Origin of the sequence: Streptomyces sp. CB02414, assembly GCF_001905385.1 — a bacterium.
Lineage (GTDB): Bacteria > Actinomycetota > Actinomycetes > Streptomycetales > Streptomycetaceae > Streptomyces.
Window position 1 is genome coordinate 427,140 of record NZ_LIPF01000008.1, and the last position, 20,065, is coordinate 447,204.

The 20,065-nt window shown below is 73.3% G+C and carries 15 protein-coding genes; 4 read left to right on the top strand and 11 right to left on the bottom strand.

The window, feature by feature from the left end; translation table 11 throughout:
- Positions 1–70 precede the first annotated feature (70 nt).
- The 6 genes from gnd to tkt are packed head-to-tail and all read right to left on the bottom strand — an operon-like array spanning position 71 to position 8,579.
- Complete coding sequence (gene gnd, locus AMK11_RS27095; RefSeq protein WP_073730672.1) at positions 71–952, bottom strand: phosphogluconate dehydrogenase (NAD(+)-dependent, decarboxylating); 882 nt, start codon at positions 950–952, stop codon at positions 71–73.
- A 1-nt stretch (position 953) separates the two neighbouring features.
- A complete protein-coding gene (gene pgi, locus AMK11_RS27100) occupies positions 954–2,612 on the bottom strand; it encodes a glucose-6-phosphate isomerase (protein WP_073730673.1) in 1,659 nt (552 codons plus the stop codon).
- Positions 2,605–3,540 carry a glucose-6-phosphate dehydrogenase assembly protein OpcA gene (gene opcA / locus AMK11_RS27105; RefSeq protein ID WP_073730674.1) on the bottom strand — a complete coding sequence of 312 codons (936 nt, stop codon included), beginning with the start codon at positions 3,538–3,540 and terminating at the stop codon, positions 2,605–2,607. Before opcA ends, pgi begins: the two co-directional genes overlap by 8 nt.
- Positions 3,537–5,315: a glucose-6-phosphate dehydrogenase gene (gene zwf, locus AMK11_RS27110; RefSeq protein ID WP_073730675.1), complete on the bottom strand. Its 1,779-nt coding sequence runs from the start codon at positions 5,313–5,315 to the stop codon at positions 3,537–3,539. Before zwf ends, opcA begins: the two co-directional genes overlap by 4 nt.
- Positions 5,312–6,457, bottom strand: a complete 1,146-nt coding sequence (tal, locus tag AMK11_RS27115) for a transaldolase (protein ID WP_073730676.1) — start codon at positions 6,455–6,457, stop codon at positions 5,312–5,314. The genes zwf and tal overlap by 4 nt, the downstream gene beginning before the upstream one ends.
- Before the next feature lie 37 nt (positions 6,458–6,494).
- Complete coding sequence (gene tkt / locus AMK11_RS27120; protein ID WP_073730677.1) at positions 6,495–8,579, bottom strand: transketolase; 2,085 nt, start codon at positions 8,577–8,579, stop codon at positions 6,495–6,497.
- 157 nt (positions 8,580–8,736) lie between these two features.
- On the opposite strand from tkt, the gene AMK11_RS27125 reads away from it, so the two are divergent.
- Entirely contained in the window at positions 8,737–9,654 is a 918-nt protein-coding gene (locus AMK11_RS27125) for a helix-turn-helix transcriptional regulator (protein WP_073730678.1), read from the top strand.
- Between the two features lie 70 nt (positions 9,655–9,724).
- Here the strand turns inward: AMK11_RS27125 and AMK11_RS27130 are convergent, their stop codons facing one another.
- The 4 genes from AMK11_RS27130 to AMK11_RS27145 form a co-directional block, all read right to left on the bottom strand.
- Positions 9,725–11,830: an MMPL family transporter gene (locus tag AMK11_RS27130; protein WP_073730679.1), complete on the bottom strand. Its 2,106-nt coding sequence runs from the start codon at positions 11,828–11,830 to the stop codon at positions 9,725–9,727.
- A gap of 163 nt (positions 11,831–11,993) precedes the next feature.
- A complete protein-coding gene (locus AMK11_RS27135) occupies positions 11,994–12,662 on the bottom strand; it encodes a response regulator (RefSeq protein ID WP_073730680.1) in 669 nt (222 codons plus the stop codon).
- Positions 12,659–13,879: a sensor histidine kinase gene (locus AMK11_RS27140; RefSeq protein WP_073730681.1), complete on the bottom strand. Its 1,221-nt coding sequence runs from the start codon at positions 13,877–13,879 to the stop codon at positions 12,659–12,661. The genes AMK11_RS27135 and AMK11_RS27140 overlap by 4 nt, the downstream gene beginning before the upstream one ends.
- A 148-nt stretch (positions 13,880–14,027) precedes the next feature.
- Positions 14,028–14,897, bottom strand: a complete 870-nt coding sequence (locus tag AMK11_RS27145; RefSeq protein WP_079187718.1) for an IclR family transcriptional regulator — start codon at positions 14,895–14,897, stop codon at positions 14,028–14,030.
- A 157-nt stretch (positions 14,898–15,054) separates the two neighbouring features.
- On the opposite strand from AMK11_RS27145, the gene AMK11_RS27150 reads away from it, so the two are divergent.
- On the top strand, positions 15,055–16,392 hold the full coding sequence (locus AMK11_RS27150; protein ID WP_073730682.1) for a 6-phospho-beta-glucosidase: 1,338 nt from the start codon (positions 15,055–15,057) through the stop codon (positions 16,390–16,392).
- Positions 16,393–16,822: 430 nt separating this feature from the next.
- Here the strand turns inward: AMK11_RS27150 and AMK11_RS27155 are convergent, their stop codons facing one another.
- Positions 16,823–17,980, bottom strand: a complete 1,158-nt coding sequence (locus AMK11_RS27155; RefSeq protein WP_073730683.1) for an ATP-grasp domain-containing protein — start codon at positions 17,978–17,980, stop codon at positions 16,823–16,825.
- 281 nt (positions 17,981–18,261) lie between these two features.
- Between AMK11_RS27155 and AMK11_RS27160 the strand changes: the two genes are divergently transcribed.
- Together AMK11_RS27160 and AMK11_RS27165 are read left to right on the top strand one after the other, a co-directional pair.
- Positions 18,262–19,131 (top strand): metallophosphoesterase family protein, encoded by an 870-nt coding sequence (locus AMK11_RS27160; RefSeq protein WP_073730684.1) that lies wholly within the window; start codon positions 18,262–18,264, stop codon positions 19,129–19,131.
- Positions 19,128–19,808: a 4'-phosphopantetheinyl transferase family protein gene (locus tag AMK11_RS27165; protein WP_073730685.1), complete on the top strand. Its 681-nt coding sequence runs from the start codon at positions 19,128–19,130 to the stop codon at positions 19,806–19,808. Before AMK11_RS27160 ends, AMK11_RS27165 begins: the two co-directional genes overlap by 4 nt.
- The last annotated feature ends 257 nt before the right edge of the window (positions 19,809–20,065 follow it).

Here is a 20,065-nt window from a genome sequence, read left to right on the forward strand (position 1 = left end):
ACTCTGACCCGAACCGGCCGATCACGTCAACGCGCTTTCCGGACCGCCCCGGTGGGCGCCCGGAGAACGCCTACTTCTTGGCCGCCTCCACCGCGTGGCCGCCGAACTGGTTGCGCAGCGCGGCGATCATCTTCATCTGCGGAGAGTCGTCCTGCCGGGACGCGAACCGCGCGAACAGCGAGGCGGTGATCGCGGGCAGCGGCACCGCGTTGTCGATGGCCGCCTCGACGGTCCAGCGCCCCTCGCCCGAGTCCTCCGCGTAGCCGCGCAGGTTGTCCAGGTGGTGGTCCTCGTCGAGGGCGTTGACGGCCAGGTCGAGGAGCCAGGAGCGGATGACCGTGCCCTCCTGCCAGGACCGGAAGACCTCGCGGACGTTGTCCACGGAGTCGACCTTCTCCAGCAGTTCCCAGCCCTCGGCGTAGGCCTGCATCATGGCGTACTCGATGCCGTTGTGGACCATCTTGGAGAAGTGCCCGGCGCCGACCTTGCCCGCGTGGACGTAGCCGTAGGGGCCCTCGGGCTTGAGCGCGTCGAAGATGGGCTTGAGGTCGTCGACGGTCTCCTTCTCGCCGCCGACCATCAGCGCGTAGCCGTTCTTCAGGCCCCACACGCCGCCCGAGACGCCGGCGTCGACGAAGTTGATGCCGTGCTTGGCCAGCTCCTCGGCGTGCTTCTCGTCGTCCGTCCAGCGGGAGTTGCCGCCGTCGATGACGGTGTCGCCGTGCCGCAGCAGGGTCGCCAACTGGTCGATGACGCCCTGGGTGGCGGCGCCGGCCGGCACCATCACCCAGACCGCGCGCGGCCGCTCCAGCTGCTCGACGAGGTCGACGAGGCTGCCCACGTCGGCCTTCTCCGGGTCGGTGTCGTATCCGACGACCGTGTGGCCGGCGTTGCGCAGGCGCTCGCGCATGTTGCCGCCCATCTTGCCGAGACCCACAAGACCGATCTGCATGTCAGTGCACTTCCTTCAGTTCACGGTAGGCGGCCACCAGCGCGGCCGTGGACGGATCGAGGCCGGGCACGTCCGCGCCCTCGGTCAGGGCGGGCTCGACGCGCTTGGCGAGGACCTTGCCGAGCTCGACGCCCCACTGGTCGAAGGAGTCGATGTTCCAGACGGCGCCCTGGACGAACACCTTGTGCTCGTACAGCGCGATCAGCTGGCCGAGGACGGAGGGCGTCAGCTCGGTGGCCAGGACGGTGGTGGTCGGGTGGTTGCCCTGGAAGGTGCGGTGCGGCACCTGCTCCTCGGGCACACCCTCCGCGCGGACCTCGTCGGAGGTCTTGCCGAAGGCCAGCGCCTGCCCCTGGGCGAACAGGTTGGCCATCAGCAGGTCGTGCTGGGCCTTCAGCTCGTCGCTCAGCTCGGCGACGGGCCGGGCGAAGCCGATCAGGTCGGCCGGGATCAGCTTGGTGCCCTGGTGGATCAGCTGGTAGTAGGCGTGCTGCCCGTTCGTCCCCGGCGTGCCCCAGACCACCGGCCCGGTCTGCCACTGAACCGGCCGCCCCTCGCGGTCGACCGACTTGCCGTTGGACTCCATGTCCAGCTGCTGGAGGTAGGCCGTGAACTTCGACAGGTAGTGGCTGTACGGCAGCACGGCGTGCGACTGGGCGCCCATCAAGTTGCCGTACCAGACGCCCAGCAGGCCCAGGATCAGCGGGGCGTTGGCCGGGGCCTCGGCGTTCTGGAAGTGCTCGTCGACGATGCGGAAGCCGTCGAGCATCTCCCGGAAGCGGTCCGGGCCGATGGCGATCATCAGGGAGAGACCGATCGCCGAGTCGTACGAGTAGCGGCCGCCGACCCAGTCCCAGAACTCGAACATGTTGGCCGTGTCGATGCCGAAGTCCGCGACCTTCTCGGCGTTCGTCGACAGGGCGACGAAGTGCTGGGCGACCGCCTTCTCCTCGCCCCCGAGGCCGGCCAGCAGCCAGGAGCGGGCCGAGGTCGCGTTCGTGATCGTCTCGATCGTCGTGAACGTCTTGGACGCCACGATGAACAGCGTCTCGGCCGGGTCCAGGTCCCGCACCGCCTCGTGCAGGTCGGCGCCGTCCACGTTCGACACGAACCGGAAGGTGAGGGAGCGGTCGGTGAACGCGCGCAGCGCCTCGTACGCCATCGCCGGACCGAGGTCGGAGCCGCCGATGCCGATGTTGACCACGTTCTTGATGCGCTTGCCGGTGTGGCCGGTCCACTCGCCGGAGCGGACCCGGTCGGCGAAGCCGGCCATCTTGTCCAGGACGGCGTGCACCTTGGGGACGACGTTCTCACCGTCGACCTCGATCACCGCGTCCCGCGGGGCGCGCAGCGCGGTGTGCAGGACCGCCCGGTCCTCGGTGATGTTGATCCGCTCGCCGCGGAACATGGCGTCGCGCAGTTCGAACACGCCGGTCGCGGCGGCCAGTTCCCGCAGCAGGGCCAGCGTCTCGTCGGTGACCAGGTTCTTGGAGTAGTCGATGCGCAGGTCGCCGACGCGCACGACGTACCGCTCGGCCCGCCCGGGGTCGTCGGCGAACAGCTCGCGCAGGTCCGGGCGCGGCAGCGCGTCCTTGCGGTGGTCCGCCAGCGCGGTCCACTCGGGACGCCGGTCGAGCTTCGGAGTGTCGGTGTCAGACATGGGCAGGCGTCTCCTTGCCGGCCTCGCCGCGCAGGGCGATGGCGTACATATCGTCCGCGTCGAGGCGCCGCAGCTCCTCGGCGATGAGTTCGGCGGTCGAACGGACCTTCAGCGCGAGCGAGCGCGGAGGCTGGTCGGGCAGGGTCATCGTGGCGATCGGCCCCTCGGGCCGGTCGATGACGATCTCCCCGTTCGCGGTCCCGAGACGGACGGCCGTGACGACCGGGCCGTCGGTGATCACACGGTCGACCGTGACGTGCAGCCGCGCTTCCAGCCAGCGGGCCAGCAGCTCGGCCGCCGGGTTGTCCGCCTCGGCCTCCACGGTCGCCGAGGTCACCGGCACCCGGGCCTGGTCCAGGGCGGCGGCCAGCATGGAACGCCACAGCGTCAGCCGGGTCCAGGCCAGGTCGGTGTCGCCCGGAGCATAGGTGCGGACCCGGCGCTCCAGGGTCTCCATCGGGCGCTCCACCGCGTACAGGTCGGTGATGCGGCGCTTGGCCAGCGCGCCCAGCGGGTCCCCCGCGGGGTCGTCGGGCGCGTCCACCGGCCACCACACGACGACCGGGGCGTCCGGCAGCAGCAGCGGCAGCACGACCGAGTCGGCGTGCTCGGAGACCTCGCCGTACATCCGCAGCACCACCGTCTCGCCGGTGCCCGCCTCCGAGCCCACCCGGACCTCGGCGTCGAGGTGCGAGCGGGTGCGGTCGCGCAGGTTGCGCGGGTGCCGCTTGATCACGACCAGGGTGCGCGAGGGATGCTCGTGCGAGGCCTCCTCGGCCGCCTTGATCGAGTCGTAGGCGTTCTCCTCGTCCGTGACGATCACCAGCGTGAGCACCATGCCCACGGCCGGCGTGCCGATGGCGCGGCGCCCCTGGACCAGCGCCTTGTTGATCTTGCTTGCCGTGGTGTCGGTCAGGTCGATCCTCATGGCCTGCGCCAGCTCCGTCCGTCTCGTGCGAGCATCTCGTCGGCTTCCCGCGGTCCCCAGCCGCCCGAGGCGTACTGCGCGGGCTTGCCGTGCGTGCCCCAGTACTCCTCGATCGGGTCGAGGATCCGCCAGGACTCTTCCACTTCCTGGTGACGGGGGAACAGGTTCGCGTCGCCCAGGAGGACGTCCAGGATCAGCCGTTCGTACGCCTCCGGGCTGGACTCCGTGAAGGACTCGCCGTACGCGAAGTCCATGGACACGTCCCGGATCTCCATCGACGTGCCCGGTACCTTCGAGCCGAACCTGACCGTCATGCCCTCGTCGGGCTGGACGCGGATGACGATCGCGTTCTCGCCCAGCTCCTCCGTCGCCGTGGAGTCGAAGGGGGAGTGCGGGGCCCGCTGGAAGACGACCGCGATCTCCGTCACCCGGCGGCCGAGGCGCTTGCCGGTCCGCAGGTAGAAGGGGACGCCCGCCCAGCGCCGGTTGTCGATGCCCAGCTTGATCGCCGCGTAGGTGTCGGTGGCGGAGGCCGGGTCGATGCCCTCCTCCTCCAGGTAGCCGGGCACCTGCGCGCCGCCCTGCCAGCCGCCCTCGTACTGCCCGCGCACGGTGTGCTCGCCGAGGTCGTCCGGCAGCCGCACGGCCCTGAGCACCTTCAGCTTCTCGGTGAGCAGCGACGGCGCGTCGAAGGAGGCGGGTTCCTCCATCGCGGTGAGCGCGAGGAGCTGGAGGAGGTGGTTCTGGATGACGTCGCGGGCGGCGCCGATGCCGTCGTAGTAGCCGGCCCGGCCGCCGATGCCGATGTCCTCGGCCATGGTGATCTGCACGTGGTCCACGTAGGACCGGTTCCAGATCGGCTCGTACATCTGGTTGGCGAAGCGCAGCGCCAGGATGTTCTGGACGGTCTCCTTGCCCAGGTAGTGGTCGATCCGGAAGACCTGCTCCGGGTCGAACACCTCGTGCACCAGCGCGTTCAGCTCACGGGCGCTGCCCAGGTCGTGCCCGAACGGCTTCTCGATCACCGCGCGGCGCCAGGAGCCGTCCGGGGCGTCGGTCAGCCCGTGCTTCTTGAGCTGCTGGACGACCTTCGGGAAGAACTTCGGCGGCACCGACAGATAGAAGGCGTAGTTGCCGCTGGTCCCGCGCGAGGTGTCCAGCTCCTCGACGGCCTTGCGCAGCTGCTCGAACGCCTCGTCGTCGTCGAAGTCGCCGGGGATGAAGCGCATGCCCTCGGCGAGCTGCTGCCAGACCTCCTCGCGGAACGGCGTGCGCGCGTGCTCCTTGACCGCGTCGTGCACGACCTGAGCGAAGTCCTGGTTCTCCCAGTCGCGGCGGGCGAAGCCGACCAGGGAGAAGCCCGGCGGCAGCAGGCCGCGGTTGGCCAGGTCGTACACGGCCGGCATCAGCTTGCGGCGGGAGAGGTCGCCGGTGACGCCGAAGATGACCAGTCCGGACGGGCCCGCGATCCGGGGGAGGCGGCGGTCCTGGGGATCGCGCAGGGGGTTGCTCCAGTCGAGGGGCGCGACCGGCTCGACGGGCTTCTCGTCCGCCTCCGCCGCCTTGGCGCCCTTCGCGGCACCGGCGGCCCCGGTCTTCTTCCGGCCCCGGCCGGCCCCGGGCGCCCTGGCCGCCTTCGGCTCCCCGGCCGCGCGGGACTCCTCGGCCTCCTGGGCGTGCAGCGGGCCCGCCGCCTCCCGGGCGGTCCCGGCCTCCTTGGCCTCCTTCGTCGCCTTGGTCTCGCCGACCGTCTCGGCGGGAAGGTCCTCGCTCATTCCCCGTCAACTCCCTTGCTGTCGAGGGACTTCGTCACGACGTCCAGCAGGTCCTGCCAGGCCACCTCGAACTTGGCCACGCCCTCCTGCTCCAGCTGCTCCACCACCTCGTCGTACGAGATGCCGAGCCGCTCCACGGCCGCGAGGTCCGCCCGGGCCTGGGCGTAACCGCCGGTGACCGTGTCGCCCCGCACGTCGCCGTGGTCGGCGGCGGCGCGCAGGGTGGCCTCCGGCATCGTGTTCACGGTGCCGGGGGCGACCAGCTCCTCCACGTACAGGGTGTCCCGGAATGCCGGGTCCTTCACCCCGGTCGACGCCCACAGGGGACGCTGGGCGTTGGCGCGGGCCCCGGCCAGCGCGGTGAAACGGTCACCGGCGAAGACGTTCTCGTACGCCTCGTAGGCCAGCCGCGCGTTGGCCAGCGCCGCCTTCCCCTTCAGCGCCAGGGCCTCGTCCGTGCCCAGCACCGTCAGCCGCTTGTCGATCTCGCTGTCGACGCGGGAGACGAAGAAGGAGGCCACGGAGTGGATGCCGACCAGGTCCAGCCCGGCCGCCTGCGCCTTCTCCAGACCGGCGAGGTAGGCGTCCATGACCTCGCGGTAGCGCTCCAGCGAGAAGATCAGCGTGACGTTGACGCTGATGCCGGCGCCGATGACCTCGGTGATCGCGGGGAGGTCGGCCTTCGTCGCCGGGATCTTGATCATCACGTTCGGGCGGTCGACCAGCCAGGCCAGCTGGCGCGCCTCGGCGACCGTGGCCCGGGTGTCGTGGGCGAGGCGCGGGTCGACCTCGATGGAGACCCGTCCGTCCCGGCCGCCGGTCGCCTCGTACACCGGGCGCAGCACGTCGGCGGCGGCGCGGACGTCGGCGGTGGTCATCATGCGGACGGCCTCGTCGACGGTGACGCCCCGGGTCGCCAGGTCGGCGAGCTGCTCCTCGTACCCCTCGCCGGAGCCGATGGCGGCCTGGAAGATCGACGGGTTGGTGGTGACGCCGACGACGTGCTCCGTCCCGATCAGTTCGGCGAGGTTGCCGGACTCGATCCGCCGCCGCGACAGGTCGTCCAGCCAGATGGAGACGCCCGCCTCGGACAGGCGTCGCAGTGCTCCTGCGGGCGCGGTTGCTTCGGTCACAGTGATCATCTTCTCTTTCTGCGTGTGCGTACTGCGTGCGTCCGGCTCAGCCGCGTGCGGCGGCCAGGGACTCCCTGGCGGCGGCGGCCACGTGCTCGGCGGTGAAGCCGAACTCGGTGAAGAGGGTCTTGGCGTCGGCGGAGGCGCCGAAGTGCTCCAGCGAGACGATGCGGCCCGCGTCGCCCACGAAGCGGTACCAGGTCAGGCCGGTCCCGGCCTCCACGGCCACCCGGGCCCGCACCGACGGCGGCAGGACGCTCTCCCGGTACTCGCGGGTCTGCTCCTCGAACCACTCCACGGACGGCATCGACACCACCCGTGCGGGCGTGCCCTCGGCCTCCAGTGCCTCCCGCGCGGCCACGGCGAGCTGGACCTCGGAACCGGTGGCGATCAGGATCACCTCCGGGCCGCCCGTAGAGGCCTCGGCGAGGACGTAGCCGCCGCGCGCCGCGTCCGGGTTCGGCTCGTACGTCGGCACGCCCTGCCGGGTGAGGGCCAGACCGTGCGGGGCCGGGTGGGTGGAGTGCCGCTTGAGGATCTCCGCCCAGGCGATCGCGGTCTCGTTTGCGTCGGCCGGGCGGACCACGTTCAGGCCGGGGATGGCGCGCAGCGAGGCCAGGTGCTCGACCGGCTGGTGGGTCGGACCGTCCTCGCCCAGGCCGACGGAGTCGTGCGTCCACACGTACGTCACCGGGAGCTGCATCAGCGCCGACATGCGTACGGCGTTGCGCATGTAGTCGGAGAACACCAGGAAGGTGCCGCCGTAGATCCGGGTGTTGCCGTGCAGGGCGATGCCGTTCATCTCCGCGGCCATCGAGAACTCGCGGATGCCGAAGTGCACGGTGCGCCCGTACGGGTCGGCCTCCGGCAGCGGGTTGCCCTCGGGGAGGAAGGAGGAGGTCTTGTCGATCGTCGTGTTGTTCGAGCCGGCCAGGTCGGCCGAGCCGCCCCACAGCTCCGGCAGTACCGGGCCGAGCGCCTGGAGGATCTTGCCGGAGGCGGCGCGGGTGGCGACCGCCTTGCCGGTCTCGAACACCGGCAGGGCGTCCTCCCATCCCTCCGGGAGCCGGCCCGCGACCACGCGGTCGAACAGCGCCGCGTGCTCGGGCCGCTCGCCCCGCCACGTGGCGATCCGCTTGTCCCAGGCGGCGTGCGCCTCCGCGCCCCGGTCCAGGGCCCGGCGGGTGTGGGCGAGGACGTCGTCGGCGACCTCGAAGGACTTCTCGGGGTCGAGGCCGAGGACGCGCTTGGTGGCGGCGACCTCGTCCTCGCCGAGGGCGGAGCCGTGGGAGGCCTCGGTGTTCCGGGCGTTCGGGGCGGGCCAGGCGATGATCGTGCGCATGGCGATGATGGAGGGGCGGCCGGTCTCCGCCTTCGCCGCCGTCAGGGCCGCGTACAGGGCGTGCACGTCGACGTCGCCGTTCTCGGCTGGCTCCACACGCTGCACGTGCCAGCCGTAGGCCTCGTACCGCTTCAGCACGTCCTCGGAGAACGCGGTCGCGGTGTCGCCCTCGATGGAGATGTGGTTGTCGTCGTAGAGGAAGACGAGGTTGCCGAGCCTCTGGTGTCCGGCGAGGGACGACGCCTCGGCGGAGACGCCTTCCTGGAGGTCGCCGTCGGAGACGATCGCCCAGACGGTGTGGTCGAAGGGGGACTCGCCGGCCGGGGCGCCGGGGTCGAAGAGGCCGCGCTCGTAGCGCGCGGCCATCGCCATGCCGACCGCGTTGGCGACGCCCTGGCCGAGCGGGCCGGTCGTCGTCTCCACGCCCGCCGTGTGCCCGTACTCGGGGTGGCCGGGCGTCTTCGAGCCGTGCGTGCGGAAGGCCTTCAGGTCGTCCAGCTCCAGCTCGTACCCGGCGAGGTAGAGCTGGGTGTAGAGGGTCAGCGAGGTGTGGCCGGGGGAGAGGACGAAGCGGTCACGGCCGGTCCACTCCGGGTCGGCCGGGTCGTGCCGCATCACCTTCTGAAAGATCGTGTACGCGGCCGGAGCAAGGGCCATCGCCGTGCCGGGGTGGCCGTTGCCGACCTTCTGCACCGCGTCGGCCGCCAGAACGCGGGCGGTGTCGACGGCACGCCGGTCGAGTTCGGTCCATTCGAAGCGGTCCGCGCTGTCCACTGTGTGCGTGCTCATCTTCAAGAAATCCTCGATCGGAGCTGGGTAGCTGGTCTGACGTGTTCAAACTTAAAAGTCTGACTTTTGAGAGTGAAGGTCGTGGTGTGCCAGCCTTTGGTGAAACTGGGACACGCCCCGGCGCGCGGGCGCACGGGCGGGACGGCACGAGAAGGACATGGCGGACGAAAACCAACAAGACGGCGGCGATGGCCCGAAGAGCGGCGACGGGATCAGAACGTTCCCCTTCCCGGTCGATCTCAGCCTCCTCGGCGTCGGCATGCAGGTGGGCCCCATGGGCGCCGGCCGCACCTGGCACGCGCACGCCCCGCTGCACCGCGTGCACCGCATCGACTTCCACGTCGTCATGCTCTTCACCGGCGGCCCGGTCCGTCACATGATCGACTTCGCCGAGTACGAGGCGACGGCCGGCGAGCTGCTGTGGATCCGGCCCGGACAGGTCCACCGCTTCTCGCCGGACAGCGAGTACCGCGGAACGGTGCTGACCATGCAGCCGGGCTTCCTGCCCCGCGCCACCGTGGAGGCCACCGGCCTCTACCGCTACGACCTGCCGCCCCTGCTCCGCCCCGACGAGGCCCGGCTCGCCGGGCTCACCGCCTCCCTCGACCAGCTCCGTCGCGAGTACGAGGACGCCACCACCCTGCCGCTGAGCCTGCACACCGCCGTACTGCGCCACACGCTCTCCGCGTTCCTGCTGCGCCTCGCGCACCTCGCGGCCAGCTCCGCGCGGGAGGCGAGCCCGGGGTCGGCGTCCGGGGACACGACGTTCACCCTCTTCCGCGACGCCGTCGAGCGGGGCTTCGCCACCAACCACAGCGTCAGCGCCTACGCGGACGCGCTCGGTTACTCCCGGCGCACCCTCGTCCGCGCGGTGCGCGCCGCCACCGGTCAGACGCCCAAGGGATTCATCGACAGACGCGTCGTCCTGGAGGCCAAGCGGCTCCTCGCCCACACGGACATGCCGATCGGCCGGGTCGGCGCGGCGGTCGGCTTCCCGGACGCGGCGAACTTCTCGAAGTTCTTCCAGCAGCACACGGACCAGACGCCGGCGGCGTTCCGGGCGGAGCTGCGCTGACCGCGCGCGGGGAACGTGGGCTCCACGCGCGCGCGGAGCCCACGTTCCTCCGGGGCGGGGCGGTCGCTGCTCAGCGGTGGGCCGGCTCCGGCGTCCGCGGGGCGGCGGCCTCCTCGCGCACCCCGAACCTCTCGTGCGCCCGGCGCAGCGGCTTCGGCGCCCACCAGGCGTGCCGCCCGAGCATCGCCATGCTCGCCGGGACCAGCAGCATCCGTACGACCGTCGCGTCGATCAGCACCGCCAGGGTGAGACCGAGCCCGATCTGCAGGATGGGGGAGAAACCGCCCGTCATGAAGGCACCGAAGACCACGGCCAGGAGCAGCGCCGCACAGGTCACCACCCGGCCGGAGCGGCGCAGCCCGGTCACCACGGCCTCCCGGTCGTCGCCGCCGTGCTCCCGGGCCTCCCGCATCCGGGCCAGGATGAACAGCTCGTAGTCCATGGCGAGTCCGAACGCGATCGCGATGATCAGCGGCGGTGCCGTCAGACTCAGCGCGCCCAGCCCCTCCGCACCGATCAGCCCGGCCAGATGGCCGTCCTGGAAGACCCACACCACGGCGCCGAGCGCGGCGGCGAGACTGAGCAGCGTGGTCGCGATCGTGCGCAGCGGCAGCAGCACCGACCCGGTGAACGCGAACAGCAGCACGAAGATCCCGGCCAGCACGGTCAGCGCGGCCCAGGGCGCCCGGTCGGCCAGCATCTGCCGGAAGTCGACCAACTGGGCCGCGGTGCCGGTGACCTGCACGGGCGCGTCGCCGCGCAGGTCACGTACCCGCTCGACCAGTGCGGTGGCCGCGGCTCCGTCGACCGTGCCGGCCGGGCGCAGTTCGAGCACGGTCGTGCCACCGGGCAGCTCACGGCGCTCGGTGCCCGGCGCGAGCGCGCCGATCCGGTCGGCCGTCGCGGCATCGGTGCCGGGCCGCAGGACCACGGTGACCGGTGAGACCCCCGTGCCCGGCGGGAAGTGCGCCTCCACGGCGTCGTACAGCTGCCGGGCCTCGGTGCTGCTGGGCAGTTGCCGCGCGTCGCCGATGTTGACGCGCATCCCCGTGACGGGCAGCGCCAGTACCAGCAGGACCGGGACCGCCACCGCCAGGACGGCCACGCGCCGGCGGGCGGCGAAGCGGGCCAGGCGGGCGAAGAGCCGGCCCTCCTCGCCCTCCGGCCGCACCTTCGCCGGGGCGATCCGCCCGCCGAACCTGGCCAGCAGCGCGGGCAGCAGGGTCAGCGCGGCGAGCATGTCGACGACCACCACCGCGGCCACCGCCAGACCCATGCTGCGCAGGAAGGTGCTCGGGAAGACCAGCAGCCCGGCCAGGCTCACCGCCACCGTCAGCCCGGAGAACAGCACGGTCCGCCCGGCCGCCGCGACCGTGCGGTGCACGGCCTCCACCACGTTCGCCACCTCCCGGCGCTCCTCGCGGAAGCGGACCAGCATCAGCAGGGCGTAGTCCACGGCGAGGCCGAGCCCCAGCATCGTCGTGACCTGGATCGCGTAGACGGAGATGTCGGTGAACTGGCTGAACGCGAACAGGCCGAGAAAGGCGCCCGCGATGCCCGCCACCGCGACCAGCAGCGGCAGCCCGGCCGCGCGCAGCCCGCCGAAGACGACCAGCAGCAGCACCAGTACGACCGGCAGCGAGATCAACTCGGCGTTCTTCACGTCCTCCTGGGCGCGCTCCCCGAGCTCTTCGCCGAGCAGCGGCCCGCCGCTGACGTGGACCGCGGACGCGTCGATGCCGTGCAGCCGCCCGGCCGCCGCCGCCACCGCGTCCTCCTCGGCCCCGTCCCCCAGACCGCCCTCGAACTCGACGGGAACGAGCAGCGCCCGCCCGTCCTCGGCGACCAGACCGCGCGTGGCGTACGGGTCGGGCACGGCGGCGACGCCGGCGAGCTCCCGCAGGTCGGCGACGGCCCGTCCCACCTCGGCGCGCACCTCGGGCCCGGTGACGGCGGCGGCCTCGACGACGGCGGTGATCGAAGCGCCGGACGGGTCGAGGCCGTCCAGGTACTCGGCGGCCACCGCCGACTCGGTGCCGGGGACTTCGGGCACGTCGTCGGAGAGCTTCCCGAAGACGCCCGTGCCGAGGCCGAAGCCGAGCAGCAGGAACACGCCCCACAGGAGCATCACGGTCAGCGGGCGGCGGGTCGCCGCCCGGGCGAGTGTGGACAGCACGGTTCCTCCCGGCGGTGGTCGTACGGCACGGGACGCGTCCGACCTTCGACGCGTCGTTCGGCATCGTTGACAGACTCGTGCCGGGCGGTGTGCCGCCGGATCGCCGGGAAGAGCGGTTTGTTCGGCTCGCCCGTGCGGGGGAGACGGGCGCCCGCCTCACCCGTCAGGGGGAGCCCGGGGCCACCAGGCCGGACTCGTAGGCGCAGATCACCGCCTGCACCCGGTCCCTGAGACCGAGCTTGCCCAGCACGTTGCTCACATGGGTCTTGACGGTGTGCTCGCTCACGAACAGGGTCGTCGCGATCTCGGAGTTGGACAGCCCGCGCGCCAGCAGCCGCAGCGTCTCCACCTCGCGGGCGGTCAGCGCCTCCAGACGCCGCGGGGTGACGTCGGGGACGGCCTCCTCCCGCCGGCGGCGCACGATGTCCGCGACCAGCCGGCGCGTCACCGCCGGCGCCAGCAGCGAGTCGCCGGCCGCGACCACCCGCACCGCGTGCACCAGGTCGTCCCGGCGCACGTCCTTGAGCAGGAAGCCGCTGGCACCCGCGTACAAAGCCTCGTACACGTACTCGTCCAGGTCGAAGGTGGTCAGCATGACGACCTTGCAGGCCGACCGCGCGCACACCCGCCGGGCCGCCTCCAGGCCGTCCATGACCGGCATGCGGATGTCCAGGAGCAGTACGTCGGGCACCCGCGCCTCGACCGCGGCGACCGCCTCGGCGCCGTCCCCGGCCTCGGCGACGACCTCGATGTCGGGCTGCGCCTGAAGGATCATGCTGAACCCGCTGCGGACCAGCTCCTGGTCGTCGGCGACGACCACCCGGATGCTCACCCGAGCGCCGCCCGCCGTCCGGCCGCGACCGGCAGACGCACGGCGACGCGGAAGCCGCCGTCCGGTCCGCCGCCGGTGACGGCGTCGCCCCCGCAGGCGGCGGCCCGCTCCCGGATGCCGATCAGCCCGTGCCCGCCGCCCCCGGGCGCCGGGGACGGCCCCCGCCCGTCGTCCGTCACCGTCAGGGTCACCTCTTCATCCCCCCAGTCGAGTCCGACCGTCGCGGAGGAAGCGTACGCGTGTTTGACCGTGTTGGTGAGTGCCTCCTGCGTGATGCGGTAGGCGGCGACCCCGGTGTCCGGCGGCAGCGGCCGCGGCTCGCCCGTCACGCGCAGCTCCACGCGCAGCCCGGTCGACTCGGCGACCTGCCGGACCAGGCCCCGGAGCCCGTCCACGCCCGGCTGCGGCAGCCGCGGCCCGGTGCCCGGCTGCGCCTCCTTCAGCACACCGAGAATGCGCCGCAGTTGGGACATGGCGTCCCGCCCCGTGCCCGCGATCGCGTCGAACGCGGCCTCCGCCCGCGCGGGATCACTGCGCACCACCACCGGACCCGCCTCGGCCTGCACCACCATCAGGCTCACCGCGTGCGCCAGGATGTCGTGCATGTCGCGGGCGATCCGGGCGCGTTCCTGCGCGGTGGCCCGCGCGGTGTCGGCGGCCCGCTCGCGCTCCAGCCGCCGGGCCCGGTCCTCCAGTTCGGCCGTGTAGGCGCGCTGCGTCCGGGCGAGCACGCCGAGGGCGTACGCGCACACGATGCTGAGCAACTGGAAGGCGTACTCGAAGGGTTCGGCGTCCTCGTTGTGCCGGATGGTGACGGCCACCCCGACGAGCCAGCCCGCCAGCATCAGCCGCCGCTGCCAGGGCCGGCCGAGGGCGGCCAGCGTGTACAGGACGACGAACCCGCCGTACATCAGGTCGGGCGGCGGCGCGTGGTGCATCGCCTGCGCGGGGGTGGCCACCGACACGGCACAGGCGGTCGCGAAGGGCGCCGCGCGCCGCCACACCAACGGCAGCGCGGTGGCCGCCCCGAGCAGCCAGCCCTGCCAGGAGAGCGGGTCGTCCCCCTCGTCCGGGAACAGCCACTGCAGGGAGACGGCGAACAGCACCAGCAGGGCGACGGCCGCGTCGACGGCGTACGGGTGCGTCGTGCGCAGCCGGGCGACGACGGGGGCGAGCGCGGTGAACGGGTACCGGGCGAGCGGGGACCGGGCAGGCATGGGCGGCTCCTCGGGGCAAAGGCCGTCCCAGTATCGGGAGGCCGCCGGGGGCGCGTCCTCACCGGTGCGAGGGATATTCGGTGCCAGGGCGTCCGGTACGCGGTCGATCCGGCGCGGCTGTCGTACGGTCGTTCCACCCGGGCAGCGGTCAGTCCGCCAGCCGGTCCTCGCCGACCGGCTGCCCGGACGGCAGGCCCCGGGCACCCGCCGCTCCCGCGTCCGCCGGGCGCCACCCCAGCGCCCGTGACATCCCCCGCCCGGCCAGTCGCACGGCGGGCACCAGCGCCGGGACCCGCGCGCCCGCGTACGGGACGACGACCGAGACGGCGGCGGTCACCGCGCCGTCCGGGCCGTGCACCGGAGCGGCCACCGACAGGGCGTCGTCCGTGATCTGCCGGTCGCTCACCGCGGTGCCGGTGCGCCGCACCTCGGCCAGCACCCGGCGCAGCCGGGCCGGATCGGTGAGGGTGTACGGGGTGAACGAGGCCAGCGGGCCCGCGAGGTACGCCTCCTGGTACTCGGTCCCGGCATGCGCGAGCAGGGCGAGGCCGACCCCCGTGGCGTGCAGCGGCCAGCGGGCGCCGACGCGGATGTGCACGCCGACCGACGAACGGGCCGCCAGCCACTCGGTGTAGACGACCTCGTCACCGTCCCGCACCGCCAGCTGCACGTTCTCGTGCGTCGCCTCGTACAGGTCCTCGAGATACGGCAGCGCCACCTGCCGCAGGGCGAGACCGCGCGGGGCGAGCGCGGCGATCTCCCAGAGCCGCAGCCCCACGTGGTAGACGCCCGACTCGTCCCGCTCCAGTGCGCCCCACTCGGTCAGCGCTCCCACCAGCCGGTGCGCGGTGGTCAGGCTCAGCCCGGCCCGGTGGCCGATGTCGGTCAGGCACAGCGCCGGATGCTCGTGGTCGAACGCGGCGAGCACGGACAGCAGCCGGCCCGCCGCGGTGGGGGCACCCCCGCGCGCACGGTGCCGGGCGTGGGGGAGCGGCCGGGACTCGGGGACGGTGGTCATGGCGGGGCACCTCTCCGGAAGGGCGGGGCGGCGTTCCGGCAGAGCGTACGGTCCGCGCCGGGCCCCGCACAGGGGGGCCGGGGTCGGCCGGAAGCCGGGACGGACGTGCCATGATCGGCGCCGGACGCACTTGGGCCGGCGACGGAGGGGTACGGGCGTGAGGCTGACGATTCTGGGCGGCGGCGGATTCCGGGTGCCGCTCGTGTACGGGGCGCTGCTCGGGGACCGCGCCGAGGGGCGGGTGACCGACGTCGTCCTGCACGACCTCGACGCGGACCGGCTGTCTGCGGTGACCCGGGTGCTGGCCGAGCAGGCGGCGGGGGTGCCGGACGCGCCGGCCGTCACCGCCACCACCGACCTGGACGAGGCGCTGCGCGGCGCCGGCTTCGTGTTCTCCGCGATCCGCGTCGGCGGCCTGGAAGGGCGGGCCGACGACGAGCGGGTGGCGCTCGCCGAGGGCGTCCTCGGGCAGGAGACGGTCGGCGCCGGCGGCATCGCCTACGGCCTGCGGACCGTCCCGGTCGCCGTCGACATCGCACGCCGCGTGGCCCGGCTGGCGCCGGACGCCTGGGTCATCAACTTCACCAACCCGGCCGGTCTGGTCACCGAGGCCATGTCCCGGCACCTCGGCGACCGCGTCATCGGCATCTGCGACTCGCCGGTCGGGCTCGGCCGCCGTATCGCCCGCGTGCTGGGAGCCGACCCGGACCGGGCCTTCATCGACTACGTCGGCCTCAACCACCTCGGCTGGGTCCGCGGCCTGCGTGTCGCCGGCCGGGACGAACTCCCGCGGCTGCTCGCCGACCCCGCGCTGCTCGGCTCCTTCGAGGAGGGCCGGCTCTTCGGCCCCGGGTGGCTGCGCTCGCTCGGCGCGGTCCCCAACGAGTACCTGCACTACTACTACTTCAACCGCGAGACCGTCCGCGCCTACCAGGAGGCCGACCGTACCCGCGGCGCGTTCCTCCGCGATCAGCAGGCACGCTTCTACGAGCGGATGCGCCACGCGGACGCCCCCGCGCTGGCCACCTGGGACCGCACCCGTCACGAACGCGAGGCCACCTACATGGCCGAGAACCGGGAGACGGCGGGCGCCGGTGAGCGCGAGGCCGACGACCTGTCCGGCGGCTACGAGAAGGTGGCGCTGGCGCTGATGCGGGCCGTCGCCCGCGACGAGCGCGCCACCCTGATCCTCAACGTCCGCAACCGCGGCACGCTGTCCGCCCTCGACGCCGACGCCGTGATCGAGGTCCCGTGCCTGGTCGACGCGAACGGCGCCCACCCGGTGGCCGTGGACCCGCTGCCGGGTCACGCCACGGGCCTGGTCTGCGCCGTCAAGGCGGTCGAACGGGAAGTCCTGGCGGCGGCCGACTCGGGCTCCCGCGCGTCGGCGGTCCGCGCCTTCGCCCTGCACCCCCTGGTCGACTCGGTCAACGTCGCCCACCGCCTCGTCGACGGCTACACAGCGGTCCATCCGGGCCTGGCGTACCTGCGGTAGGGGCCCCGGTGCGCCGGTTCCGGGCGGGCCTCACAGCCGCCTCTGAGCGGGACCGCCGGGGGCGGGGGGCAGGCCCCCCTGCGGGCCGGTGCGGCGGCGTCGTGGAACCCCACCGCCCGCCTCCGTGTCGATGCGGAGGGAGGTGGTGCACCGTGCCGCCCCGGAGGCCGGGGTGCGACGACCGGTGCCGGACGTCGTGATGGCGTACGGCTGCGGGAGGCGGCGTGGTGGGCGGTCGGGCCCTGCGCGCGGGGTCCCGGCATCTGCCGGCCGGTCACTCGGTGCCCGCGGGCGAGGCCTCCGGTGCTTGCGGCCGGGTCACTCGGTGCCTATGGCGAGTCATCTGTGGGTTGCGGGCAGTCGCCCGGCGCTTGAGGACCGGTCACCCGGGGGCCTGACCCTGGAGGCCGCTCGTCCCCGCGCGGAGCGCCTACGCGGGGGCGCCCGCCGCCGGGTCGGGGGCGGCGGCGCCGGCCGGGGTGGTGCGCGGCGCGCCGGGCGCCCGGCGGTTCACGGGCGCCGGGGCCGGGGCGGCGGTGAGGTCCGTGCGCGGGTGGGGCACGGGGACCGGGCGCAGTGGACGCGGCCCGGACACCACCGAGTAGTCCTGGCCCAGGAACGGCGGTGCCACCTCGCCCGGATCGTCCCCGAGGGCCAGCCGGACCGCCGCCCACGGCGCGTTGATCCCGCACAGCGCCAGCTGGTGCAGCCCCCCGGCCGGGCGGGTGTTGACGTCCATCAGCACCGGCAGGTCCCCGTACATGCGGAACTGCACGTTGGACAGGTGGTGCAGCCCGAACGTCTCGGCGATCCGCCGGGCCGGGGCCAGCCACTGCTCCTGGAGAGTGAACCCGCGGCGGCGGCCGTTCTTGGTGCGGCCCACGGCCATGCGCACGCGGTCGTCGGGACCGGTGAGGCAGTCCACCGACACCTCCGGCTCCTCCAGCCGCGGCATCACCAGCCAGTCGACCGGTTCCTCGGCCGCCCGCAGCGCCTCGACGACCAGGGGCAACGGGACGTACGGGCTCGGAAAGCCGTTCAGGTGCGTGAGGGAGAAGGGGTCCCGGGTGACGGTCCGGAAGCCCACGCCGCCCGCGCCGGACGCCGGCTTGAAGCACGCCTGGTGGCCGTGCGCCTCCAACTCCTCGACGGCGGCCACCAGCTCGTCGGCCGTGCGCACCCGCCACCACGGCGGCACCGGCACACCGACCGCCCGGACCGCCTCGTAGGCGATCACCTTGTCCTGGAAGACCGCCACGGCCTCGGGCGGCGGCGCCAGCAGGGCCGTGCCGGCCGCCTCGAACTCCGCGCGGTGGGCGACGATCGCCGTCTGGTGCAGGCGGGGGACGAACACGTCGATGCCGCGCCGCGCGCACTGGTCCAGCGCGAACTCGACGTAGCCCGCCGCGGACAGGCCCTCCGGCTCCAGGTCGGCGGTGTCGGCGGCGGCCAGCACGGGGGAGTCCGGGTCGCCGTGCGTGGCGTGGATCTCGACGGCCCGGTCGGCGGGATTTCGTCGCAGCTGATCCATGAAGAAGACGTTCTCCGCGTACGTGCGGTTGAGCCAGACGCGTACGGGAGAAACCATGCAGGCCGCCTTTCACGGTTCGCGGGCAGGGCGGAGCGGGCCGTGCCCGGCCAGGGGGTTGGAGGGACACCGAGCCGCCCTGCGCGAAGGGTGAATCGGGGCGGTGGTGTTGGGGCGATCATAGGGGTACGCACGCCTGCGAGTGCAAAGTGCGCCACTCGGACGCCACAGCGCCCGGGCGCGGCGGCCGGAAGCCCCTGGCCGGACCCGGCGGGATTCGCTTGTGACCGGTGGCGGGATGTGATCTCGTGGCGTCGAACGTGCTTCCGGAAGGGGTGGATATGGCGTCGGCGACCGGTGGCCCGGGGCGCATGTGGGCCATCAGCGACCTGCACATCGGGTATCCGGAGAACCGCGCACTCGTGGAGGGGATGCGCCCCGGCTCCGACGACGACTGGCTCCTGGTGGCCGGCGACGTGGCGGAGACCGTGTCCGACATCCGCTGGGCACTGGGCACCCTCGCGGAACGCTTCCGCCGGGTCGTGTGGGTCCCCGGCAACCACGAACTGTGGACCCACCCCGAGGACCCCGTCACCCTGCGCGGCGCCGCCCGCTACGCGCACCTCGTCGAGGTGTGCCGGGAGCTGGGCGTGACGACGCCCGAGGACCCCTACCCCGTGTGGGACGGGCCCGGCGGCCCGGCGGTGGTCGCGCCGCTCTTCCTGCTGTACGACTACTCGTTCCTGCCCGCCGGGTGCGCGACCAAGGACGAGGGACTGGCCTACGCCCAGGGCACCGGCGTCGTGTGCACCGACGAGTTCCTGCTGCACCCCGACCCCTACCCGAGCCGGGACGCCTGGTGCCGGGCCCGCGTCGCCGAGACCGAGCGCAGGCTCGCCGAGCTCCCCGCCGGCCTGCCGGCCGTCCTCGTCAACCACTACCCGCTGGACCGGCACCCCACCGAGGTCCTGTGGCATCCCGAGTTCGCCATGTGGTGCGGCACCCGGCTGACCGCCGACTGGCACCGCAGGTTCCGGGTCGACACCATGGTCTACGGTCATCTGCACATCCCCCGGACCACCTGGCACGAGGGGGTCCGCTTCGAGGAGGTGTCGGTGGGTTACCCCCGTGAATGGCGCAAGCGGAGTGGGCCGCCGGGCGAGCTTCGCCGCATCCTGCCCTCGCCGGCCCGGCAGGAGGCGGCCCGGTGATCGAGGAACTGCTGCCCGGCACCGTCGTCACCGTCGAGGCCCACGGCGACGACGACGCGGGCCACTTGCCCCTCTTCCCGGAGGAGGAGCCGCTCGTGGCGCGGGCGGTCGCCAAGCGCCGCCGGGAGTTCACCGTGGTGCGGTCCTGCGCCCGCCGGGCCATGGCGAAGCTGGGCGTGCCCGCGCAGCCCGTGCTGAACGGGGAGCGCGGGGCGCCCGTCTGGCCCGAGGGCCTGACCGGCAGCATGACCCACTGCGACGGCTACTGCGCCGCCGCACTGGTCCGGGTCACCGATCTCGCCTCCCTCGGCATCGACGCCGAACCCGACGGCCCGCTCCCGGACGGCGTCCTGCCCGCCGTGTCCCTGCCCACGGAGGCGGAGCGGCTGCGCCTACTGGCCCGGGAGCACCCCGGTGTCCACTGGGACCGGCTGCTGTTCAGCGCCAAGGAGTCCGTCTACAAGACGTGGTTCCCCCTCACCGGGCGGTGGCTGGACTTCACCGAGGCCGACATCGAGATCACCGTGGACCCGGGGGACCCGCGCCGCGGCACCCTGCGCGCCTCGCTCCTGGTGCCGGGACCGACCGTGGGCGGCCGGCGTCTGTCCGGTTTCGACGGCCGCTGGACGGCCCGGCACGGCCTGGTCGCCACGGCCGTCACGGCCCCGCACGCCTGACCCGTCAGGGCGCCGGCGCTACCGGCCTGTCAGGACGCCCGCCGCGTCCGGCCCGTCAGCTCGTCGGGCACCAGGGCCTGTCCGGCGGATCATGCCGAGACGCGGGGCCTGGCACGCCCTCACCCCACTGCCCGCTCGGCTTCGCTCGCGCGGGAGGGGCCACCATCGCCCCCGCTCACCGGCACTGATCAGGCGCCGTCGCTGTCCTGCGACCTGATCCGCCGGACAGGCCCTAGCTGTGTTGACCGGACAGGTTG